The following is a 19,758-nucleotide window of genomic DNA, read 5'->3' as shown; positions in this document are numbered from 1 at the left end:
GTAATACAACACGGGCGGCAAGCCCAAGCAGCCAACTTTAGTGTAGACGGAAAATCAAACATCGTTGCCTACATGCACGCAGCTTGTCCATCGGCTGCTTCTGGGCCGTTTCCTGCCAGCGAGTGGCCAAAAATAGCTGACGACTCGCTACCGGCTGGTTTCCGTCTTCAATACTTCCATTCGAATCGAAAAAATTTCAACCACACATCACCGCAATGACATAACCACCAAGAAGGATCGCTCCCATGTCATTGCAGTGTCCTCGCTGTCACTCCCCAAAAGTCGCCTCCTTCCATCACGCCATGAAGATCACCGCTGCGGTAGGCACCGTCGGCGGTGCCGCTCGCGGCGTCAGCGCTGCGCTGGCAGGCAGTCAGACCGGCGCAGCGCTTGGCGCTATCGCCGGCCCTGTTGGCATCACTATCGGTTCGGTCTCCGGCGCCATCATCGGCGGGCTGGTTGGCGGCGTTAGCGGTTGTGCGCTCGGCGCTCAGCTTGGCCACAAACTCGACCGCCATGTTTTGGCTAACAACCTCTGTCTGCTCTGCGGACATCGCTTCAACCTGCCGGCCTGATCCAGCCGCTACCTCTTCTCACCTTTTTCTATCCCTACCGGCCGGTGCTGCGCTCTGCGCGGCGCTTTATGCCGGCTTGCACCCGAAGGAATCGTTCTCATGGCTCATCTCATTGAACAAATGGCCTATGTCGGCGCTACCCCATGGCACGGTCTGGGCAACCACCTGCCGCGTAAACAACCTATCGAGATCTGGCAACGGGAAGCTGGTATGGACTGGCAGATCCTGGAAAGCCCGGTCCATTTCAAATCCGATGCGGTAGGTCACCTCGGCGCTATTCATTCCTACCCGGAGCAGAAAGTGCTGTACCGCTCCGACACCAAAGCTCCCCTGTCGGTCGTCTCCAACCGCTACCACACCGTGCAGCCGCGCGAAGTGCTGGCGTTTTACCGGGACCTGACCGAGGTCTCCGGCTATGAGCTGGAAACAGCAGGCGTGCTGAAGGGTGGCCGCAAGTTCTGGGCGCTGGCGCGCACCGGGCAAGGCACGGCGATCAAAGGGAACGACCAGGTCAACGGTTATCTACTGCTGGCCACCTCGTGCGACGGCACCCTGGCGACAACCGCAACGCCGACCACGGTTCGCGTCGTCTGCAACAACACCCTGACCATCGCCCTGGACGGCACCAGCCGTGCGATCAAGGTGCCGCACAACACCCGTTTCGATCCGAAGGTGGTAAAGAAGCAGCTCGGGATCGCTGTCTCGCAATGGGACGACTTCATGTACCGCATGCGTCATCTGGCTGAGCGTAAGGTGCAGTGGCATGAAGCGATGGGCTTCTTCATGAACGTCATGTGCGAAGTGAGCCCAACCGGCCAACTACCCGAACAGCTGCCCAACGAACGTGCCCTGCGCAGGGTTCAGGAGCTGTATGAAGGCCGTGGCCGAGGCAGTCAGTTGGAATCGGCACGCGGCACCGCCTGGGGCCTGCTCAATGCCGTGACCGAGTATGTCGACCATGAACGACGAGCGCGCAGCACTGAGTACCGGCTGGACTCCGCCTGGTTCGGCCAAGGCGCGCAGATCAAGCAACGTGCTCTGGACGCCGCCCTGCAGCTCGCCGCCTAAGCACTTCTCTCTCAATCGTATCGCCCGTCTCTCAATCGTATCGCCCGGTCAGGTTCGTGCTGATCGGGCTTTTTTACGCCTGCAAGGTGACCACATGACCACAACCTCGTTGAACCGCAACGCCAGCAAACCCCGTTCAGCCCTGCGCCTGATCAGCACCAAGGAACTGCCACGCGAAGAGTGGCTGGAGATACGTAAACGCGGCATCGGTAGCTCGGATGCCGCGGCCGCCGTTGGCCTCAACCCCTACAAGTCGCAGCTTGAACTGTGGCTGGAGAAGACCGGACGTGACACTGGATTGCCGAAGACCGACCCCGACGACGACGAAAGCCCGATGTACTGGGGCAACGTGCTGGAACCCATCGTGGCCTGGCATTACAACAAGCGCACCGGCAACAAGGTCCGCCGCGTGAACGCCGTGCTGCAGCACCCCGACCCGAAGATGTCCTGGATGCTGGCCAACATCGACCGCGAAGTGATCGGCGCCGACGATGTACAGATCCTCGAATGCAAGACAGCCGGCCTAAACGGGGCGCGCCTCTGGAAGGAAGGCGTGCCCGAGTATGTGCAATTGCAGGTGATGCACCAGCTCGCTGTCACCGGCAAGCAAGCCGCGGATGTCGCGGTTGTGCTCGGTGGCCAGCACCTGGAAATCCATCGTATCGAGCGCGACGAGGAGATGATCGCCCGGCTGATCGAGCTGGAACGCACGTTTTGGACATACGTCGAGACCGACACGCCGCCACCCGCTGACGGGACGGCCTCTGCTGAAACTGCCCTGCGCTGCCTGTATCCCGAAGACGACGGCCAGACGGTGGACTTCAGGGGCAATCCGGGGCTGACCGCTGCTTACATCGAGCTCAAGGCCCTGCGTCAGTTCATTGATAAAAAGCATGCGCGCGAGGCTCAGCTCAAGCAGATGCTGCAACAAGCGATGGGCGAGGCGACGCGGGCAGAGTTCACCAACGGCTACGTCAGTTGGCGCAAAGCCAAGGACAGCATCGGCTTCGATGTGGCCCGGCTGCTCCAGGACCGGCCGCACCTGCGCGAAAAATACTCGCTTCTCAAGCCCGGTGCCCGGCGCTTCCTGATCGGCTGATTCTCGCCTCCCCTTCTACCCCCTCCCCTTGGCCAGTCCATGCAGTCCCCGCTGCGTGGCTGGCCTTTTTTGTTTTCAGGAGAACCACCATGCTTAAAGGCTGGCTATCACCCCGCCGGTGCTCGGGCGGATTTCCATCGGCAAGGTCATCGAGAAGAACGGCAAGCGCCTGCCGGAAAAGGATGACCAATTCACCATCACCTCTCAGGTACAGAGCCGCGACGGCTGGCTTGTGCATCCGCTCAACGATGAGCTACGCCAAAGCAAGGACGACAAGCTGCGCAGCATTCCGGTACGGCTGCTGTTCAACGAACCGGAGCTGAACTTCCGTGCTGACTACACGCTGTTCGACCGGCAATCAGGACGACCGCTGTGCGTCGGTAATGGCGAGACCTGCAAGCGCGTCACCCAAGACGGTATGCAGTCCCTGCCCTGCCCTTCGCCAGACGCCTGCCCGCTGGCCAAGGGCGGCGCCTGCAAGCCCTACGGTCGGTTGAACGTGGTCATCGGCGATGAAGATCCGCTGGGCAGCTTTGTGTTCCGCACTACGGGCTTCAACAGCATCCGCACCCTGGCCGCCCGCCTTCAATACTTCCAGGCCATCTCGGGCAACCGTCTGGCGTGCCTGCCGCTGGAACTGCGTCTGCGTGGCAAGTCGACCCGGCAGAGCCACGGAACACCGATTTTCTACGTCGACCTCACCGTACGCAGCGGCATGGACATGACCCAGGCGCTCGAAGCTGCCAGTCAGCTTGATGATCAGCGGCAAGCGGCGGGCTTCGATCAGAGCGCACTGGATGAAGCGGCTCGATGCGGCTTCAGAAACGGTGCGTTCGAGGATTGCGAGGAAGGCGCCATCGTCGAGGAGCTCTACCTCGTCGAGGAAAGCCCACCGGCAACTAGCCAGACTGCTCGCACCCCGACAAAAGCCAGCCTGACCGAGAAACTGGAGGCGCAAGCCCAGCGCCAGACCCCTTCATCTGCTCAGACCCAAGGAGCCCACCATGCGCCTGCACAAGCTGAAGGCTAGCGAGCCGAGCGGTACCTACCTGGTCGAATCGCCTGTCACCGAAGCCGACATCCTGCTGATGGCTCGCCAGTTGGCGAATCTGCGTTTGCGTCGCGGACGAGCACTGACCTCACCGAAGGACGTATTCAGCCACCTGCAAGCGCTGCTGGCCGACTATGAGCATGAGGTGTTTGCCCTGCTCCTGCTCGACAGTCGTCATCGGGTGATCGCCTTTCAACAACTGTTTCGGGGCACCTTGGACGGCGCCAACGTCTACCCGCGAGAAATCGTGAAGGCTGCCCTGGAGCACAACGCCGCAGCAATGGTGCTGGTACACAACCACCCGTCCGGTGATCCCGAGCCCAGCCAGTCGGATCGAAAGCTGACCCACAAGGTGAAGGAGGCCTTGGATCTGGTTGGAGTAAGGACGCTAGACCACATAGTCGTGGGCCGTGAAGGCTGTGTGTCGCTGGCGGAACAGGGCTTTCTGTAAAGGGGATCGCAGATGAAGCTACTACAGATCTTCGCTGCCGCTTTAGCATTTGCCGGAGTTCTCGCTGGCTGCTTGGCAGTTCTGGTGCTGGTGGTTCTAATGGTGCGGTTTCCGCCGCTGCTGGCCGCCGTGCTGCTGGCTTGCTGGATCTTTAGTCAGCTGCGGGCGTATGAACGGAAACCGCCAGGGTAGTGCATGAGCTAACGTGGGCAGCCGAACGGGCTGCTCGCGGTGGCAGCGACGCTCGTTTCTTTTTTTGTCATCCGCGCTTACCGGCCAATTGGTAAGCCGCGCCACGTTCGCGCTTGCCCACGGCTACCACCACGACGACCACTCGCTCATCCTCGACTCGATAAACCAGGCGATAACCGGATGCACGTAGCTTGATCTTGAAGTGACCTGGCATATCCCGAAGGGCATCGGCCTGCACCTTGGGCGCCTCCAAGCGCTCCCGTAGCTTTTTCTTGATTTGCTCGCGCACCGTATGGCCAAGCTTCTTCCACTCCTTGAGCGCGGAAGGCAGGAATTCAAGCTTATAAGTCATCCAGACTCACCGGGATGCTGTTCTCTCCAGAGCGGGCTTTAACCACCTCGATCAGTTCCAGATCATCCAGGCGCTCCATCATCTCCTCGTACAGCTCAGCAGGCACCATGTAGCCCATCACGCGATTGTGGTTGAGGACTGCCACCGGCATTCCACCAGCGCCGGCCAGGACCCCAGATGGATTTTTCTTCAGTTCAGAAACGCTGACGGCAACATCAGCTAGCACACTCTGCATAATATCACCCTTATTTAAGGTCTTAATTTTGGTCTTTTTTTGAAGACTTAGCAAGATACCAACTGTGATTCTTCACGGCACTGAATATTCCGTACCGACATATTTGTTCCTCGTGATTGATCATCCGGTCGCGGTAGGGACGGCAGTTACTTGCCGCCCACCTGGTGCGGTCGGTTACGCCACAGGTCGATACCGTCGAGCAGCCAGTTCAGCTCGTCGACCGTCAGTTCGATGGCCTCGTCGCCGACATCGGGCTTGGTCTTGAAGCGCTCGGCGTCCAAGCGCTTGAGCCACAGGCAGAAGCCATTGCGCTCCCAGTAGAGGATCTTGACCTGGCTACGGGTGCGGTTGATGAACACGAACAGCACTGGGTTGAACACTTCCACCTTGATGTCCAGTGCGACCAGAGTGGCCAGACCGTTGATGGATTTACGGAAGTCGACGGGCTTTGGATAGAGGTAGACCTTCTGCACCTTGGCGTCGGGACGCATCATGGGATGAACTCCGGCGAAAACGGGAGCACAGCATCCGATGACCAGCAGGCTATGGGCAGGTGGGGTTATGGAGCGCTTACTGCGAAACTAGGGGCGATCCTGTCCTCAGCACCGACTCCCTCCACAGCCATGCTGGCCATCGCCGTAATGTTTGGTTGCGGCTTTGCATAGGTAGCTTGACCGACGGAAGAACTCATCTTGCCCAACGTAATCCGTACGAGTTAAATGATGGGTAGCACCCTTGGTAAAATGAACCAATCCGCGTACCTCATCCACTTGCAAGCCAAGAGTCCTAGCCCAAGCCGACTTAATACGGTTGAGCATGTTGTTACGCTCAGAGTTGATACCTCCCACCGAGCGATAAGCATCACGATTGAGAAACACTATGCAGTGGTAATGAGGTCTGCCGTTAACCTTACCCAACTCTCTGACCCAGAACATCCTAACTCTGGAGTCATGGGCTGATCCATTAAGGTTTCGAGCACGTTGACGATCCCAGATAACTTGCTCGTCCAGCGACGCCTTAAAATTCCGAATCATCAAATTGGTCATTGCATCGCCAGGCAACGGTATTCTCTGCGGAAGCCTCAAATCAAATCTGAAAGCAAATACACGAGCATAGTCAGCCAATGCGTATTGCATCGTTTGGTATAGTTTTTCCAGGTACTGCTCAACGAATGGGCCCTTATCTACCATAAGCGGATAACCATCGTAGGTGGCGTCGTACCAGTAACGAAGGTTTGTATTTCCAGGGATACGTTTAGGTTTAAATGAATCGCTCATTACGGCATGTCCAGTTGGGGTAGGCTCATACCAAATGAAAGCTTAGTTATTTTTAACCATGAGTTATTACTGGACACTTACCTTCAGACTTATTGGGTTTACTGTCAGTCAAAGAGAGGGAAGCGTAGTACCTATTACCCGAGCATCACTTTGTCAGCGTTAACAGGACACCCAGAACAAAACCACCGACAAATACGGGTGTTTTGGCCGCTTTAATGAACGCGTTTACTCCGGGAAATTATCAACAGACTAGGTCGTGGAAGGAATGGCAGTTACGCCGATACAGCGGATTTTTCTACAACACCGCCGCCACAACCCTGGCCGGGCTATTTGATTTGAGTTTATTCACGAAAGAAAGGATTGGCCGCCAATGTGTTTACGCGACTCTGGACGCAGACCAAATCATCAGTAACTGGCAGGCATAACCTCACGTGCGAATAAACCTGTAAACCGTACTTACAAGTTACAAGGAGCAGACGTCTGCGGGCACCCCGATTGAGCCCGCGACAGTCACCTTCTCTTCCTCATCCACGCAGTGGTCAGGCTCAATCAACTATCTCAGATCGGGGCAGATTCAAAGCGACCTCGCGAAAAGCAATCAGAGCTGCTTCTAGATGATCGATTATCTCCAGCTGAAGCACATCAGGTGGCGGCAGGTCATCCAAGTTGTCCAGGCTGTCATCTTTTAACCAGAAGATATCGAGGCTGGCCTTTTCGCGTGCCATTAGCTCTTCATAGCTGAAAAACTTGAAGCGCTCGGTAGCCGTACGCTCGTGTCGATTTTCCGGGTTATAGCAGGTGATGAAATCTTGCAGGTCATCAGGCTTGAGGGTGCGAGTCTTTAGCGTGAAATGCTTGTTGGTACGTAGGTCGTAGAACCACACCCCCTTGGTGTGCACACGCCCATCTTTGGGCGCGTTGTCGAAGAACACTACGTTCGCTTTGACGCCCTGGGCATAAAAGATACCCGTGGGTAGGCGCAACACCGTGTGCACGTCGCAGTTATCCAGCAGCTTCTTGCGGATCTTTTCACCTGCACCGCCTTCAAATAGCACGTTGTCGGGCAACACCACGGCTGCTTTGCCGTCCACCTTCAACATGCTGACGATGTGCTGCAGGAAGTTGAGCTGCTTGTTCGACGTGGTTTCCCAGAAATCCTGCCGCTCGTAGGTCAACGCTTCTTTGTCTTCCTCACCCTCTTCATTCGTGATGGTCATGCTGCTCTTCTTGCCGAAGGGCGGGTTGGCCAGCACGTAATCCACCTTAAGTTTTGGCTCAGTGATCAACGCATCCGAGCGCGCCACTAAGGGCTCACCATCCAACTCGCCAACGTTGTGCAGAAAAAGATTCATCAAGCACATGCGGCGCGTGTTCGGCACGATCTCGTTGCCGTGGAAGGTCTTGTCGCGCAGGAATTCTTTTTGCGATTTGTTCAGCTTGGCACCGGGCCGCGTCAGCCAGTTATAAGCTCCTAGGAAAAAGCCGCCTGTACCGCAGGCCGGGTCTGCAATGGTCTTCATCGGCTCGGGCCGCACGCAGTCCACAATCGCTTCGATCAGTGCGCGTGGCGTGAAGTATTGGCCTGCACCGCTCTTGGTGTCTTCGGCGTTCTTCTGCAGCAGGCCTTCATACAGGTCGCCCTTGGTGTCGGCCCCCAGGCTGATCCAGCTTTCAGCATCAATCAGCTGTACCAGACGCGAAAGCTTGGCCGGGTCTTGAATTTTGTTCTGCGCCTTGAAGAAGATGGCACCCAGCATGCCGGACTGTTGCCCTAGCTTGTGCAGCGTGGCCAAGTAATGCGCTTCCAGCGGTTCGCCCACCTTTGAGGTCAGACCGGCCCAGTCATAGCCCTTCGGAATGTGGGTGTCGCGATTGTAAGGCTCTTGCGCGTATTCATGCGCCAGCTTCAGGAACAGCAAGTAGGTGAGCTGCTCCAGGTAGTCGCCATACCCCACGCCGTCGTCGCGTAGGGTTTGGCAAAAATTCCAGACTTTCTGGACGAGGGAGCTTGTGTTCATATCAAACCTCTAATAATTCTTGTATCCAGGGGTGCTCATTGCTTCGCAGTGCACCTAGTAAAAATCTCATTTCTCCGCTGTAGAACGCGTCACGTGATATGAGCCGAAGGAGGCGTGCCAAGACGTTATTGAACTCAACTTCCTTGTCAGGGTTGAATTTCAAAGCCTCATATAGCTGCTTGCCCTCATCGACGTCTGATACCAGTTGTGCAGCAAAACCAAGGCGCCGAGTGCATGTTGGGCCGTAGTCGAGGTGATACACCTCAATCGACACCTCTGCGCGTTGCTTGGCTACCGGCTCTTGACTGGCGGCACAAGGCTTTCCATTTTCTTGCTGACACCCCACAAGCTTCCAATCCAACGGATGACAAGGGTCCAGAAGCACGGGGCGCTCTAGTGTTGTGGGACCAGCTATGTAGACACGTTGCGCCTCGTTCAACAGTGGAAAGCGATCAGCCTTTCCTCCAGCCGTTCCTCCTTCCAAGTCTTTGCGCCGACTGTTGCAATAGGTGCACGCATAGCGAAAATTATTCGCATCGAATGCCAACCATCGGTAACCGGTATGAGGATTGAAGGCATCGCTTACGCGGTTCTTCGGGCGGAAGTGATCGACCGCGTTGTCTGACCTATCTACGGTGGACTCACAGTACCAACACTTATCATGCAGCAAGTCCGCCAATCCGTTTTTGAGTTCTCGCCACACCACATCATGATCGTTGGGATTTGCTCCGTTCGAGACGGCAGCAGCTGCGGCACTGGCGCGATTATTCCACCCGTCTGGCTTGGCCAGCCTTCTTAAATCCACATACCTCATGATTGCCCCGCCGGATCTGGAAGGTCTCGTTGTTTGACTAACTCCTGAATCAGGCGCCTGGCCAACGCCTCTCGATCATTTCGGGACATTTGAACGACCTTCAGCGCAAGCTCTCGGGGCAGACCCGTCTCAAAGTGCGCCGCCAGCAGCTCATATCGCAAACGCAAGTAACGCGAATACTCATCATCTGGGTGGAAGAAGCGGAACCCAAGCCGATCCAGTTGTGAGTTGATGCCGTCTAACTCGCGCTGCTCATCCGGAGTAAGCCGCTCCTTGGCAGCAAATGCACGCTGGGCCTCTAAGAGCTCCTGTGTTGGCTGATCCAGCGATGAAGCGATGCCGAACATGTCGCTGGTGACAATCGCCGCATAGCCCATGCCGCGCGGAGCCATTTCCGGATAGCAGGCCACGATCTGCCACTGTCCATCCTGCTTTGCCATGCGTAGAATTTGCACTTGCTCGCGATCCAATTCCGCAATGGCCAGCGGGTTATGAGTCGTTAGTAGGATGTGGCTGGTTTCTTCCTGCCTTGTTCCGCTGGCAATAAATTGCTTAAGGTAGGCGATGTAATCCACGCTCCAGCGCGGATTCAAATGCGTATCCGGTTCATCCAGTAAGAACAGGCTTTCATCCTCGGCGGTAAAGCGCAGCAAGCCCAACACCGTCAGTAGCTGTTGCTCCCCCTCGCTGAGTTCACGGAATATCACACTGCCATCATTTTTCTTGAGACGCACACGGATGCGCACTTCTTCGATCAACTCGGAGACGTAGGTGCTCTCCAGGTCACGGAAGAATTGCGCAGGTGCCTGGTTGCCTACAAATCTTCGCAGCGCAGCGATGTCTTTCACAAACAGGTACTTGAACTCTAACTTTTTCTTGTTCCAGATTGATGTCGAAACCTGCCGACTAATTTCGATGGGCGCCAGAGCTATGTCGTGCAAGCGCGATAGGAAGTCGCGCACCACGCCCCGTGCATTCCAAAACCGTGGGTCGCCATCCGGCGCTTTAGACTTCCAAGGCGGTTGTCGCAACACGAACAGCACCGACTCAATACCGTCGTCCGGATCAATCCCAAGATGGTCATCGAGAAAAGCCCGCACCACGTCGGACTGTTGAATCATAAAAGCCAGCAACACGAAATGGCTATGTACCGGCATGGCATAGAAAAGCCGTTTCAGGCCTGGGTCTACGCCGTTTCGCAGCTTGCTGTCATAGCTTTCCAGATAAGGGGAAAACACCTCATACATACGCGTGCTCTCGCCCGAGTAGTAGCTAAACACATAGCGCGGCAAGTACTCGGCGTCCGCATTCAAGAAGGCCGTGAGTTTGATGGCTTTCCCACGTAGAGCCGATACTGCTTCATCGACCTCGATGAATGGGATCAAGGTACCTTCACCGCGAGCCTCTGAATCGGTCGCAACGTGAATGATGAACGGCTCGCTCTCGCGATCAGGATCGGCATCGACGTGAATGTGCCGAACGCCCTCACCCGTACCCATGCGATAGGCCAGTTTAAAAGCAAAGGCTGGCTTACGTTCCTTGCCGATCAAGTCGCGGAAGATGATGGCCAACGCCTCCAGCACGTTGGACTTGCCGGTGCCGTTCCAGCCGATCACCACCGTGACCCAATGATCCTGATCAAAGTCGATGGTGACGTTCTTCAGGTTCTTGAACTGGTGCGTCTGGCTATCTTTGGCACTACCGATAGTAAGTTTGTCGAGGCGCATGGTTAAACTGCCAGCAGTTTCAGGCGATCGTGCAGCTTGCGGCCCTGCTCATCTGTGACCGCTTCCACGGCCAGTCTCCCAGCCTTATCCAAGGCTCGCAGTTCGGCATAGAGAGTTTCAACCTGATCTGTTAGCGCGCCATCGGCCACACCACAGCGGCGGAAAGCTTCTTTCGCTGACATCCAGTCTCCCGCTTCAGCGAGCACGTCGATCAATTTACTCACTACGGCGGCGACCTCCTTCTGTTGTTTGGTTTTGCGGAACTTACGCACCTTTGGTTGCTTATCGTGCTCTGCACGCTCAGCGCGGATGCGCTCCAGCAGAACGCTGGCGGGTTCGTCGTTCAGGTCTTGCGGAACGAGCTGCCCGGCGAAGGCGGCACGCAGGATGTTTTGGCGCTGGGCGGTGGATTGCTTGAGGCCCAGCTCTACAGCCTGTTCTTGCCTATCAATTTGCTCAATCTGCAACTCAAGTAGTGTCAGTAACTCGCGCTGTTCATCTACCGGCCCCAGTGGGACAGGAAACATGCGCAACATAGTCATTTTGATTGACGCGAGGTTAGTCGTTTGCTTACCCGCATTTTGGAACCACATTTTTCCAAAGGTGTTGCCGTGGTGCGAAATCAGCTCAGGCAGCACTTCTCGTAGGTACGGTCGCATCCGAAAAACATGGTTTTGATGTATGCAGTTTGCTACCTCATCGCGCCAAACCCAGCCGCGACCCAGCTTGTCGCGATCCCCGCCTTCGTTGAATAAGATATCGCCCGCCTGAAGCGTCAATTCGGCGATATCCCGCTCAGTAGCCGAAATGGTCTTTATTTCGGAAAGATTGAGAAACCCGCGCTGGACATTGGCCACTCGCAGATACGGCACCTCACGAACCTCGACGTCTGCAGTCCTTTTGGTGCCCTTGGCAACGCCGGACGCAATTTCACCGAGCATGTCCAAACTGGCCCACACCCAACCCTCCGGCAGTTTCGGCAAGTCGGTGGTGTCCGGCTGCACTGGCTCGGGGTATTTCTTTTGCCAGTCTTTGGGCGGGGCTTTGCCTTGCTCCTTGAACTTGGCGAGCTGCTTGGCTTCCCAACGGGCGCGGCGCTCGGTGAGGATGCGTTGCAGCAGCTGCGCGCCGGTCTCGGTGGGCGTGTGCTGAGCGCGCCATTCAGCGGTGAGCGCGCCTTCAACCGCAGACTTCAGCAGCGACTGGCGGTACTGTTTGAGCTTCTTCTGCGCGGCCTTGAGTTCGGCCACGCCTGCATCGAGGTCGGAGAGCAGTTCTTCGAGTTTGGCGACGATGCGGGTTTGTTGAGCTGGCACCTCGAAGGAAAATGAGTACGCCGCAATATCTCTAGGTCTTACGGCAGGATAGAGAGCGCCTTGCACGACTGCGGACATTGCATCAATGAAACTCTGCGTTTGCACCAATGCCAATAAAAACTGCGGCGCCAGCCAGCGTGACCGAAGCACATGAAAACCAGTTGATCCGATTGCGCCATCAAGATTCTCAGGAACGAGCGCTACTGCATTCAGATTGGGTCGCGTCATGGAAACTAAAACATCACCCGCTTTTAGAACCTGCTTGGCCCGACTTGGAGCCTGCGACAGCCCCAAGGGCTTGGGATCAATGATTTTCTTTGTTTCGCGGTCGATGCTGCTGATGTCAACGTAAACGAAGTCGCCGGTTGGCCCAGTATTTTCTACAGGCTCGTCTGCCAATTCACCCAAGCTGGCGCGCAACTCTTGATTAAAATCACTCACGCTACCAGCTCCACATTCATTTCACTCATCAAAGTATCCAAGTCTTTGCCAAACAGGCCCCAGGCTTTTTGTAATCCGCCCTTGTCGGCCAGTTCCGCATAATCAAAATCGTCCCTACTGATGCTGCAACTGCTAGCGATGTGCTCTTTCATCAGGCGCAGCCACTCAGTTTGTCCAGCTGTAAAGGCGGTGCCGCGCTGAGCGTTGTGTCGAAAGATCCATGTTTGGAAACGTTTATCCACTTCATCAGCGAAGGGCTTTAACTCAGCGTCCAGCCCAAGTGCAAAACGGACCAGCGAGACCAAATCGGTGAGCTGACGTTTGCGGTCCGCGCCTTTGACTTGGCCGGCCTGCACACCCGCATAGGCGCTCCATAGGCGTTCAGTGGTGAGCATCAGCGGCGGTTTGCTCAAGCGCTCGTGGAGGTCTTCGATCTTGTCGAAAGTGAGTGCGCGGCGCTGGTACGGTTGTTGGTAGAAAAAGTCCAACGCTGCAATTTCGTCTTTGTGCTGCTTTAGGTAGTCCGCAAAAGTTTGAATCAACGCTTTGGCCTGCGCTTCCGCCTGCTCACTGAAGCCTGAAAAGGTCACCTGATCCAGGTTGATATGGTCGATGATTTGCTCGCGCTCGCGGCGTGAGTTTTCGATCTCGTCGCGCAGAGCCGGTTGGTCGAACGGGGCGCAGGCGGCGGCCACGCGTTCGGCGCGTGCGGTTTCAATCTCTTCGGGCAGCAAGGTGTCTTCAGAGCGGGTGATGCCCTTGGCGTTGGCGGTGGCCAAAGCGGCTTGCACGATGGCATCAGGATCCAGCGCGGCGATCAGGCCCTTACCCAACTGGGCCACGGAAATGCCGCCGCTGGCTTTCTCGATCCGTGCTTGGGCCTTGTCGTCCAGTTGCTTGGCCAGGCGCACCAGGCGGTTAGCGAGCGAAAGTACAGTGTCGTCGTCACGACTACCCATCGCCACGCCTTGCAGCAGGTCTTTCAGCGCGATACCAGGTTTTTTTTCCAGCGGGCGGCTTTCTGTTTTAAGCGACTTTTCCACGCCCACAGCGTCGATCAGTACAAAGCGAGTTTTGGCACCATCAGCACTGTTGCTGACGCGTTTGAGGCTGTCGCCATCAAGGCTACGCACTCCGCGCCCCTTCATTTGCTCGTAATAGCCCTTGCTGCGCACGTCACGCATAAAGAGCAGCACTTCCAGCGGTTTCACGTCGGTGCCGGTGGCAATCATGTCCACCGTCACGGCGATGCGCGGGTTGTAGTCGTTGCGAAAGCTACTCAGGATGCTGTCGGCGTCTTCTTCAGCCTTATAAGTGACCTTTTTGCAGAAGGCATTACCCTGCCCGTAGACCTCGCGCAGGATGTTGATGATGTCGTCGGCGTGGCTGTCCGTTTTGGCAAAGATCAGCGTTTTAGGTGTTTCTTTGCGCGCAGGAAAAATCTGTGTCTCCACAGCAGTTTTCATGGCCTGAATCACCTGGCGGATTTGACTCACATTCACCACAGAGCGATCGAGTTCCTTGCCGGTATAAGTCGTATCTTCTTCCGTTTGGTCCCAACGTTTTTTTCGCGTTTGTCGGTCACGGTGGTCGACATATTCCTTGGCCTTGAGCTCAGCACCTTTTTGGGTAACTTCGGTTTCAATCTCGTATACGTCGTACCCGACGTTGACGCCATCGGCTACCGATTGCTCGTAGGTATATTCGGCGACGATGTTTTCGTTGAAGAAGCCGAAAGTACGTTTGTCGGGCGTGGCGGTGAGGCCAATCAGGCTGGCATCGAAGTAATCGAGCACCTGCTTCCAGAGGTTGTAGATGCTACGGTGGCACTCATCGATGATGATGAAATCGAAGGTTTCCACCGGGACAGCCGGGTTGTAGCGTACGAGCTTTTCCTGCTTGGCGGTTTGCTGCATTTCATTGAGCGAAACGTCTTCAGCCGACTCGTCAATAGGCTCACCACTCAGAATGGAGTACATGCGCTGGATCGTGCTGATGCACACCTGAGAATGCGGATCGATGTTAGGCGAGGCCAACCGCTGCACATTGTAGAGTTCGGTGAACTTGCGGCCATCGTCCGGCGGCGTATAGGCCATGAATTCCTGATGCGCCTGCTTACACAAGTTGCGGGTATCCACCAGAAACAAAATGCGCTTGGCACCGCCGAATTTGAGCAGACGGTACACTGAGGTGATGGCAGTAAACGTTTTCCCTGCACCGGTGGCCATGTGCACCAGGGCGCGGGGCTTGTTCTGAGCCAACGATTTTTCCAGCCCGATGACCGCGCTGATCTGGCAATCGCGCAGGTTGCGTTCCTGCAAGGCGGGCATCTGCTCTGCGAGACGGCGGCGCAAGGTTTCGGTTTGAGCCAACCAAAACGCCAGTGTTTCCGGCTTGAAGAAGTGGAAAATCTCCCGCGAACGCGGTACCGGATCGGTCCCATCAGTAAAGCGGATGATCTTGCCGGTGGCTTCGAACAGGAAACGCAGCGGGGAATTGTCCTTGCGATGCTTGAATGTGGCGTTGGCGTAGCGCTCTGTTTGGCTTTCTGTAACTGTTAGGTTTTCGCCCGCACCGTCCTTTTTAGCTTCAATTACACCGACGGGGACCCGGTCTACAAAGAACACGTAATCTGCAGGCCCGGAATCAGTCGGAAACTCCCGCACAGCCACACCACGCGCCGCGCCTAAATTGAGCTGCCTCATATCCTGGACGACCCAGCCAGCCTGCTGGAGCTTCTGGTCAATCTGCTGACGTGCTTTAGATTCCGGTGTCATGAGGCTGGTCCCTGCGATTTGGCTCCGTTGAGCTAGAGCTCTAGATAACTTCTGCAGAAGCGATCAAAGGAGTTTGAGTAAGCCAATCTCAATTGGCAACCAATTGGCAACCAGAACGCTAAATCTGAATTAGCAGCTAGAATCAGCAGGCATAAAAAAATCCAGCCACTGCTAAGTGACTGGATTTTCTAGGGATTTTTGGTCGGGACGGAGTGATTCGAACACTCGACCCCTTGCACCCCATGCGCTTATTTGGTGGATTTCCATAGATCGCCGTGGACACTCATGGACTCATCAAACCTAGCAACTACGGGGATTGCAGGCTATTCTGCCGTCCCATAGCGTCCAATGCTGTCCATCACCAGCCAAGCGATTCGGTGGGGTAAAAGTGGGGTAAAATTCTAAGGCAACCGAAGCATGCAAGGGGTAAAGAGTGGCAAAATTGACGGCGAAGCAGCTAGAGGCCCTTAGTTTTGCCGATGACGGCAGAATCCTTCGGGAGGACGGCGGGCTGGTTGCTAGGGTTCGCGCAGGCGTCCGTGGTGTAACAGTGCAGTTTCGCTACGAATTCAAACAAGAAGGACTGAAACGCGATCAAAGTCTGGGCAGCTGGCCAAAAAAGTCTCTTGCCCAGATTCGTGCCGAACGTGACGAGGTTAAAGCCACAGCCGCAAAAGGCATCGATCCAACCGCTGCCCGCAAAGCTGCCAAGATCGAAGCTCAAGCTGCAGTCGCAGCGACCATTGCCGAAGCCGAACGCCAAGCTGCCGAAAACAAGACGGTGGCCGACCTGTTTGATGAATGGATTCGCGACGGCGTCTCCCGCCAGGATGGCAATGCCGAACTGATCCGCAGCTTCAAGAAAGATGTCCTACCGCTAATTGGCAAGAAACCACTGCGCAGCCTGACCGAAAAGGATCTGCTCACGGTGCTGCGCTCAGTCAAAGCCCGCGGTCTGAATCGCACCGTCGTCATCCGCAACAACGACATTGGCCAGATGCTGCACTGGGGTGAGAAACGAAAACCCTGGCGAGGCCTGATGACTGACGGAAATCCAGCCGACCTTATAGATGTCAGCAAGCTGCTCGATCACGATTATGAAGAACAACGCGACCGCCTGCTTTCCCCAGACGAAATCCGCGAGCTGCGTGACATCCTCGAACGCCTAGAGAAAGACTACGAAGGGCTTCCCGCTGGCCAGAAGTATTCCGGCATTCGCCCGGTCAACACGCGCGTCCAGTGCGCTCTGTGGATCTGCCTGAGCACCCTCTGCCGTATTGGCGAGCTGCTTAAGGCCGAGTGGCGCTACCTGGACCTGAAGAAAGGCACCTGGTTCATCCCCGCCGAGGCTACCAAAGGGCATAAAGGCAAACGCCAGGATCACCATGTGTTCCTGTCAGCGTTCGCCATAGCGCAATTCAAGCGCCTACAAAAAGAGACCGGCCATACACCGTTCTGCTTTCCCAGCAAGGACAGCCAAAGCCATGTTGATACTAAGACGGTCAGCAAACTCATCGGAGATCGGCAGTGCCGCTTCAAGAACCGCAGCAAACCTCTGGCCGGCCGGCATCATGACGACTCGCTAGTACTGAGCAATGGAGCCAGAGGTGAATGGACGCCGCATGATCTGCGCCGCACTGGCGCGACAATGATGCAGGAGCTCGGTATTACCTTGGAGATCATCGACCGCTGCCAGAACCACCTGCTGGGCGGATCCAAGGTGCGTCGGCACTATCTGCATCACGACTATGCCAAGGAAAAAACCGAGGCTTGGCGCCTTCTGGGCAAAAGGCTAGAAACGATCCTAGCAACATCAGCAGCTGGCTAGCCTTCTCAACAGGAACCGGACAAAAGCGGCTCTAGCGAGCAGCACTACAAGCGTGAGGCCCCATGAGCGACTCGGGTCGCCGCCTCTAGATATGTAAATTTTAATGACGGTACATTACTTGCCCCATCCATCGCGCCGTCACCACAGGAACAGCTCAGCTAATTCCCCGCTTGAGCCGTTGGAGACACCTGCTGTCTTTGTTTACCTGTTCATGCAAACAATATCGACGTGTCTTGAGTCACGACATATTGTTCAGTTGTTGGCCGTGCTGACGGCGAGAGGACAGAAGGAATTAGCGATGGATGCGATTAGCATGGCTTGGCTGGTAGTGGGCGGTTTATTTTGTGTAGTACTAGTGCAGTCAATCGTAATCTGGTTGCAATGGCTTCACACACAACAGCACAAGGCGGAGCTCAGTGTTCTGCGCAGTCTAGTACAGAGCCTGGGCGAAATCATCCGGCGGTTGGAGAGCGAGAAGGCTGAACTGGCCGCTGGCCTGAGGGCTGAGAAGGGACAAGTAGAGTATTTGAAGGGACAGCTCTTCCGAGCAGGTCGGTAAGGATCCGAGCTGCTCCCAATTGAGAAAGCTAACGCAGCAACCTTCGCTATCCGGGCCGAACTACTCACGCTCTGAATGTCCATCTGCCATCCTGGCGGCGACGCGACCAGAATGCTCACCGAGAGAAAGAAAAAGCCTAGCGGCGAGGACAATGCTCTCGACATTGCCGCATGGAACGCAAGATGGAGATCCTGCAGCACGACTACAAGCAAGTGGAGGATACATTGGGTGAAACTATGCTGGTGCTAGCCCTTTTCAAGCCGTCCGTGGAAATGGGTTAGAACCCGATCGGCTGGTGACACATTGCCGGAGCTGGTCAGTCGCGTCTCTGGCTTGGGCTATCAGCTTCGTCTGCGCACGGCGGCGCGTAACGGAGGCTGTGGAAGCCAGGATCAGAATCCATAGGATGTTCCCCTGATTCTAAATCAGGGGAGCCCGTCCAACAGGACCGTAGCACCTCGTGGAGTCCGTTCTTTTCAGCGCTCAGCACCGCAACGCCAACACCATTGTCTTTCCGGTACTTCATCGTTTCCAACAATGGAGCACCTCCTCCACGGGGTACCAGCAATACTGATAAATCCGGCTTTCGCCCTTCCCAACGCAAGCAATCCCGGTACAGATGCGCAGACTCCATACCCTCCAACACCCACTCGCGTCCAACACGGTACTTGGCGTCTATTACAATGAATGAGCGCCCAGCCGGGCTACTCACAGTGACGACAATGTCGGGGCGGCGTTCCCCGGAAATGCTGGAAAAACCGTGAGAGGGTGGTTGGTCGAAAGCTGGGCAGCGTACCTGTAGCCAGACATCGACCTGTGTGTCGGTAGTCCTTCCTTCACAACGTATGACGTCCACGCGCGAGCCGGGCCAACGATAAATCCACTGCAAGTCGGGATAGATCGTCTTCATCATGCCGACCACTTGGAGGTAGCACCAACGCTCGTAGATCTCCCACGTCGGACTGATCCACAAACGTTCTCCCTCGCTACTGCCATCAATCCCCGGGCGCAGCACGTACCAAGCGTATCGATAAGCCCGGGCATATACAGGATGAGCGGAAATCGCGTTGAGTCCCGCAGCACTAATACAAGGCTGGCTCAGCGAACAAAAGGGTTCCTTGCGCTGAATCCTCCGGAGGGCGCTGTGCAAGCCTTCGAGGAACTCAACACGGCGTCCAAGCCGAGGGGCCAAGGCAGAGCGAGCGCCCGTGTCGCGCTCATGATCGATGAGCTTTTGCAATTCGGCAATGACGTGTCGGCTGCGTCGCAGGGTTTCGCTCAGGACAACGGCCAATGCCTGGTTGGCCGGGTTATCGAGATCCTCGAGCACGCTGGGCACATCGAAGTGCAGCACCTCACTATCGGCACTCACCCGGCCGAGGTTATAGAGCAACGCCGTCGACGCTGGGTCTTGCAAGGCACGACGCACGGTTCGCCGATCAATACGGCGTAATTGATGTGCTGGCCGTAATATGCGCTCTCGGCGCAACCAGGTTAGCGGCTTGCGCAAGACTTCGGCGAACGCAGATAACAGCTCCGGTCCATAACGTTTCAGCCTTGCATACTGCAGATGTGGGTCGCTGGTTCGACCTGCACGTCCAACCTCTACCTGAGCGTATTCATTGCCCAAAAGCAAACGGAGATCGAAGGTTAGAAGCTCGTCGAGCATCGCTGCGAACGAAGTCTCGCCGAGTTTGTTTTGATCCGGAGCCACATCAAAGTGGTAAGTCGCTACGACTTTACCAGTCAAATCAACTAACTCAGCGATGACTTTGCCTGCATAAAATCCCGGCTGCCATCGCCAAGCGTTAAATGCCTCATGACGCGAAGTTTCCAAAGGCTCATCGTCTACAAACAGTCGCCACCCAGGGATAACCTCAAAATAATAGGTGCCGCGTTCCGTGAAGCCCGAAACCAAGCCTTCGGGGGCGACAGTGAACGCGCGTCCCTGTTTGTCAATGCATCGGATGATCGCCAT

General features: G+C 56.0%; 17 protein-coding genes. 7 read left to right on the top strand and 10 right to left on the bottom strand.

What is annotated here, in order from left to right; genetic code table 11:
• The first annotated feature begins 245 nt into the window (after positions 1-245).
• The 6 genes from RT21_RS19255 (at position 246) to RT21_RS24215 (ending at position 4,436) form a co-directional block, all read left to right on the top strand.
• Entirely contained in the window at positions 246-575 is a 330-nt protein-coding gene (locus RT21_RS19255) for a hypothetical protein (protein ID WP_046164002.1), read from the top strand.
• A 99-nt stretch (positions 576-674) separates the two neighbouring features.
• Entirely contained in the window at positions 675-1,643 is a 969-nt protein-coding gene (locus RT21_RS19250; RefSeq protein WP_046164001.1) for a DUF932 domain-containing protein, read from the top strand.
• Between the two features lie 94 nt (positions 1,644-1,737).
• Positions 1,738-2,742 carry a YqaJ viral recombinase family nuclease gene (locus RT21_RS19245; RefSeq protein WP_046164000.1) on the top strand — a complete coding sequence of 335 codons (1,005 nt, stop codon included), beginning with the start codon at positions 1,738-1,740 and terminating at the stop codon, positions 2,740-2,742.
• Between the two features lie 100 nt (positions 2,743-2,842).
• The gene (locus RT21_RS19240; RefSeq protein WP_046163999.1) at positions 2,843-3,772 is read left to right on the top strand and encodes a recombination directionality factor; all 930 of its coding nucleotides are present in this window, start codon (positions 2,843-2,845) and stop codon (positions 3,770-3,772) included.
• Positions 3,747-4,244 carry a RadC family protein gene (radC, locus tag RT21_RS19235; RefSeq protein WP_046163998.1) on the top strand — a complete coding sequence of 166 codons (498 nt, stop codon included), beginning with the start codon at positions 3,747-3,749 and terminating at the stop codon, positions 4,242-4,244. Before RT21_RS19240 ends, radC begins: the two co-directional genes overlap by 26 nt.
• A 12-nt stretch (positions 4,245-4,256) precedes the next feature.
• On the top strand, positions 4,257-4,436 hold the full coding sequence (locus RT21_RS24215; RefSeq protein WP_046163997.1) for a hypothetical protein: 180 nt from the start codon (positions 4,257-4,259) through the stop codon (positions 4,434-4,436).
• 67 nt (positions 4,437-4,503) lie between these two features.
• On the opposite strand, the gene RT21_RS19225 is transcribed toward RT21_RS24215, so the two are convergent.
• From RT21_RS19225 to RT21_RS19185, 9 genes are all read right to left on the bottom strand, one after another.
• Positions 4,504-4,788: a type II toxin-antitoxin system RelE family toxin gene (locus RT21_RS19225; protein ID WP_046163996.1), complete on the bottom strand. Its 285-nt coding sequence runs from the start codon at positions 4,786-4,788 to the stop codon at positions 4,504-4,506.
• Positions 4,778-5,023, bottom strand: coding sequence for a type II toxin-antitoxin system prevent-host-death family antitoxin (locus tag RT21_RS19220; RefSeq protein WP_046164040.1), 246 nt, complete (start codon positions 5,021-5,023; stop codon positions 4,778-4,780). Before RT21_RS19220 ends, RT21_RS19225 begins: the two co-directional genes overlap by 11 nt.
• A 146-nt stretch (positions 5,024-5,169) precedes the next feature.
• Positions 5,170-5,517, bottom strand: coding sequence for an IS66 family insertion sequence element accessory protein TnpB (gene tnpB / locus RT21_RS19215; RefSeq protein ID WP_046163995.1), 348 nt, complete (start codon positions 5,515-5,517; stop codon positions 5,170-5,172).
• A gap of 105 nt (positions 5,518-5,622) precedes the next feature.
• Positions 5,623-6,300 (bottom strand): inovirus Gp2 family protein, encoded by a 678-nt coding sequence (locus tag RT21_RS19210; protein WP_046163994.1) that lies wholly within the window; start codon positions 6,298-6,300, stop codon positions 5,623-5,625.
• A gap of 545 nt (positions 6,301-6,845) precedes the next feature.
• Complete coding sequence (locus RT21_RS19205) at positions 6,846-8,318, bottom strand: class I SAM-dependent DNA methyltransferase (protein WP_046163993.1); 1,473 nt, start codon at positions 8,316-8,318, stop codon at positions 6,846-6,848.
• A gap of 1 nt (position 8,319) precedes the next feature.
• Positions 8,320-9,132 carry an HNH endonuclease family protein gene (locus RT21_RS19200; RefSeq protein WP_052724771.1) on the bottom strand — a complete coding sequence of 271 codons (813 nt, stop codon included), beginning with the start codon at positions 9,130-9,132 and terminating at the stop codon, positions 8,320-8,322.
• Positions 9,129-10,859, bottom strand: a complete 1,731-nt coding sequence (locus RT21_RS19195) for an AAA family ATPase (RefSeq protein WP_046163992.1) — start codon at positions 10,857-10,859, stop codon at positions 9,129-9,131. Before RT21_RS19195 ends, RT21_RS19200 begins: the two co-directional genes overlap by 4 nt.
• A 2-nt stretch (positions 10,860-10,861) precedes the next feature.
• The gene (locus tag RT21_RS19190) at positions 10,862-12,616 is read right to left on the bottom strand and encodes a hypothetical protein (RefSeq protein WP_052724770.1); all 1,755 of its coding nucleotides are present in this window, start codon (positions 12,614-12,616) and stop codon (positions 10,862-10,864) included.
• On the bottom strand, positions 12,613-15,393 hold the full coding sequence (locus tag RT21_RS19185) for a type I restriction endonuclease subunit R (protein ID WP_046163991.1): 2,781 nt from the start codon (positions 15,391-15,393) through the stop codon (positions 12,613-12,615). Before RT21_RS19185 ends, RT21_RS19190 begins: the two co-directional genes overlap by 4 nt.
• 433 nt (positions 15,394-15,826) lie before the next feature.
• On the opposite strand from RT21_RS19185, the gene RT21_RS19180 reads away from it, so the two are divergent.
• Complete coding sequence (locus RT21_RS19180; RefSeq protein WP_046163990.1) at positions 15,827-17,221, top strand: tyrosine-type recombinase/integrase; 1,395 nt, start codon at positions 15,827-15,829, stop codon at positions 17,219-17,221.
• A gap of 875 nt (positions 17,222-18,096) precedes the next feature.
• Here the strand turns inward: RT21_RS19180 and RT21_RS19170 are convergent.
• Positions 18,097-19,758 carry a nuclease domain-containing protein gene (locus tag RT21_RS19170; RefSeq protein WP_082082193.1) on the bottom strand — a complete coding sequence of 554 codons (1,662 nt, stop codon included), beginning with the start codon at positions 19,756-19,758 and terminating at the stop codon, positions 18,097-18,099.

The sequence above is a fragment of the Pseudomonas sp. 10B238 genome, from assembly GCF_000970615.1.
Lineage (GTDB): Bacteria > Pseudomonadota > Gammaproteobacteria > Pseudomonadales > Pseudomonadaceae > Stutzerimonas.
This window is presented reverse-complemented; position numbering and strand designations above follow the sequence as displayed.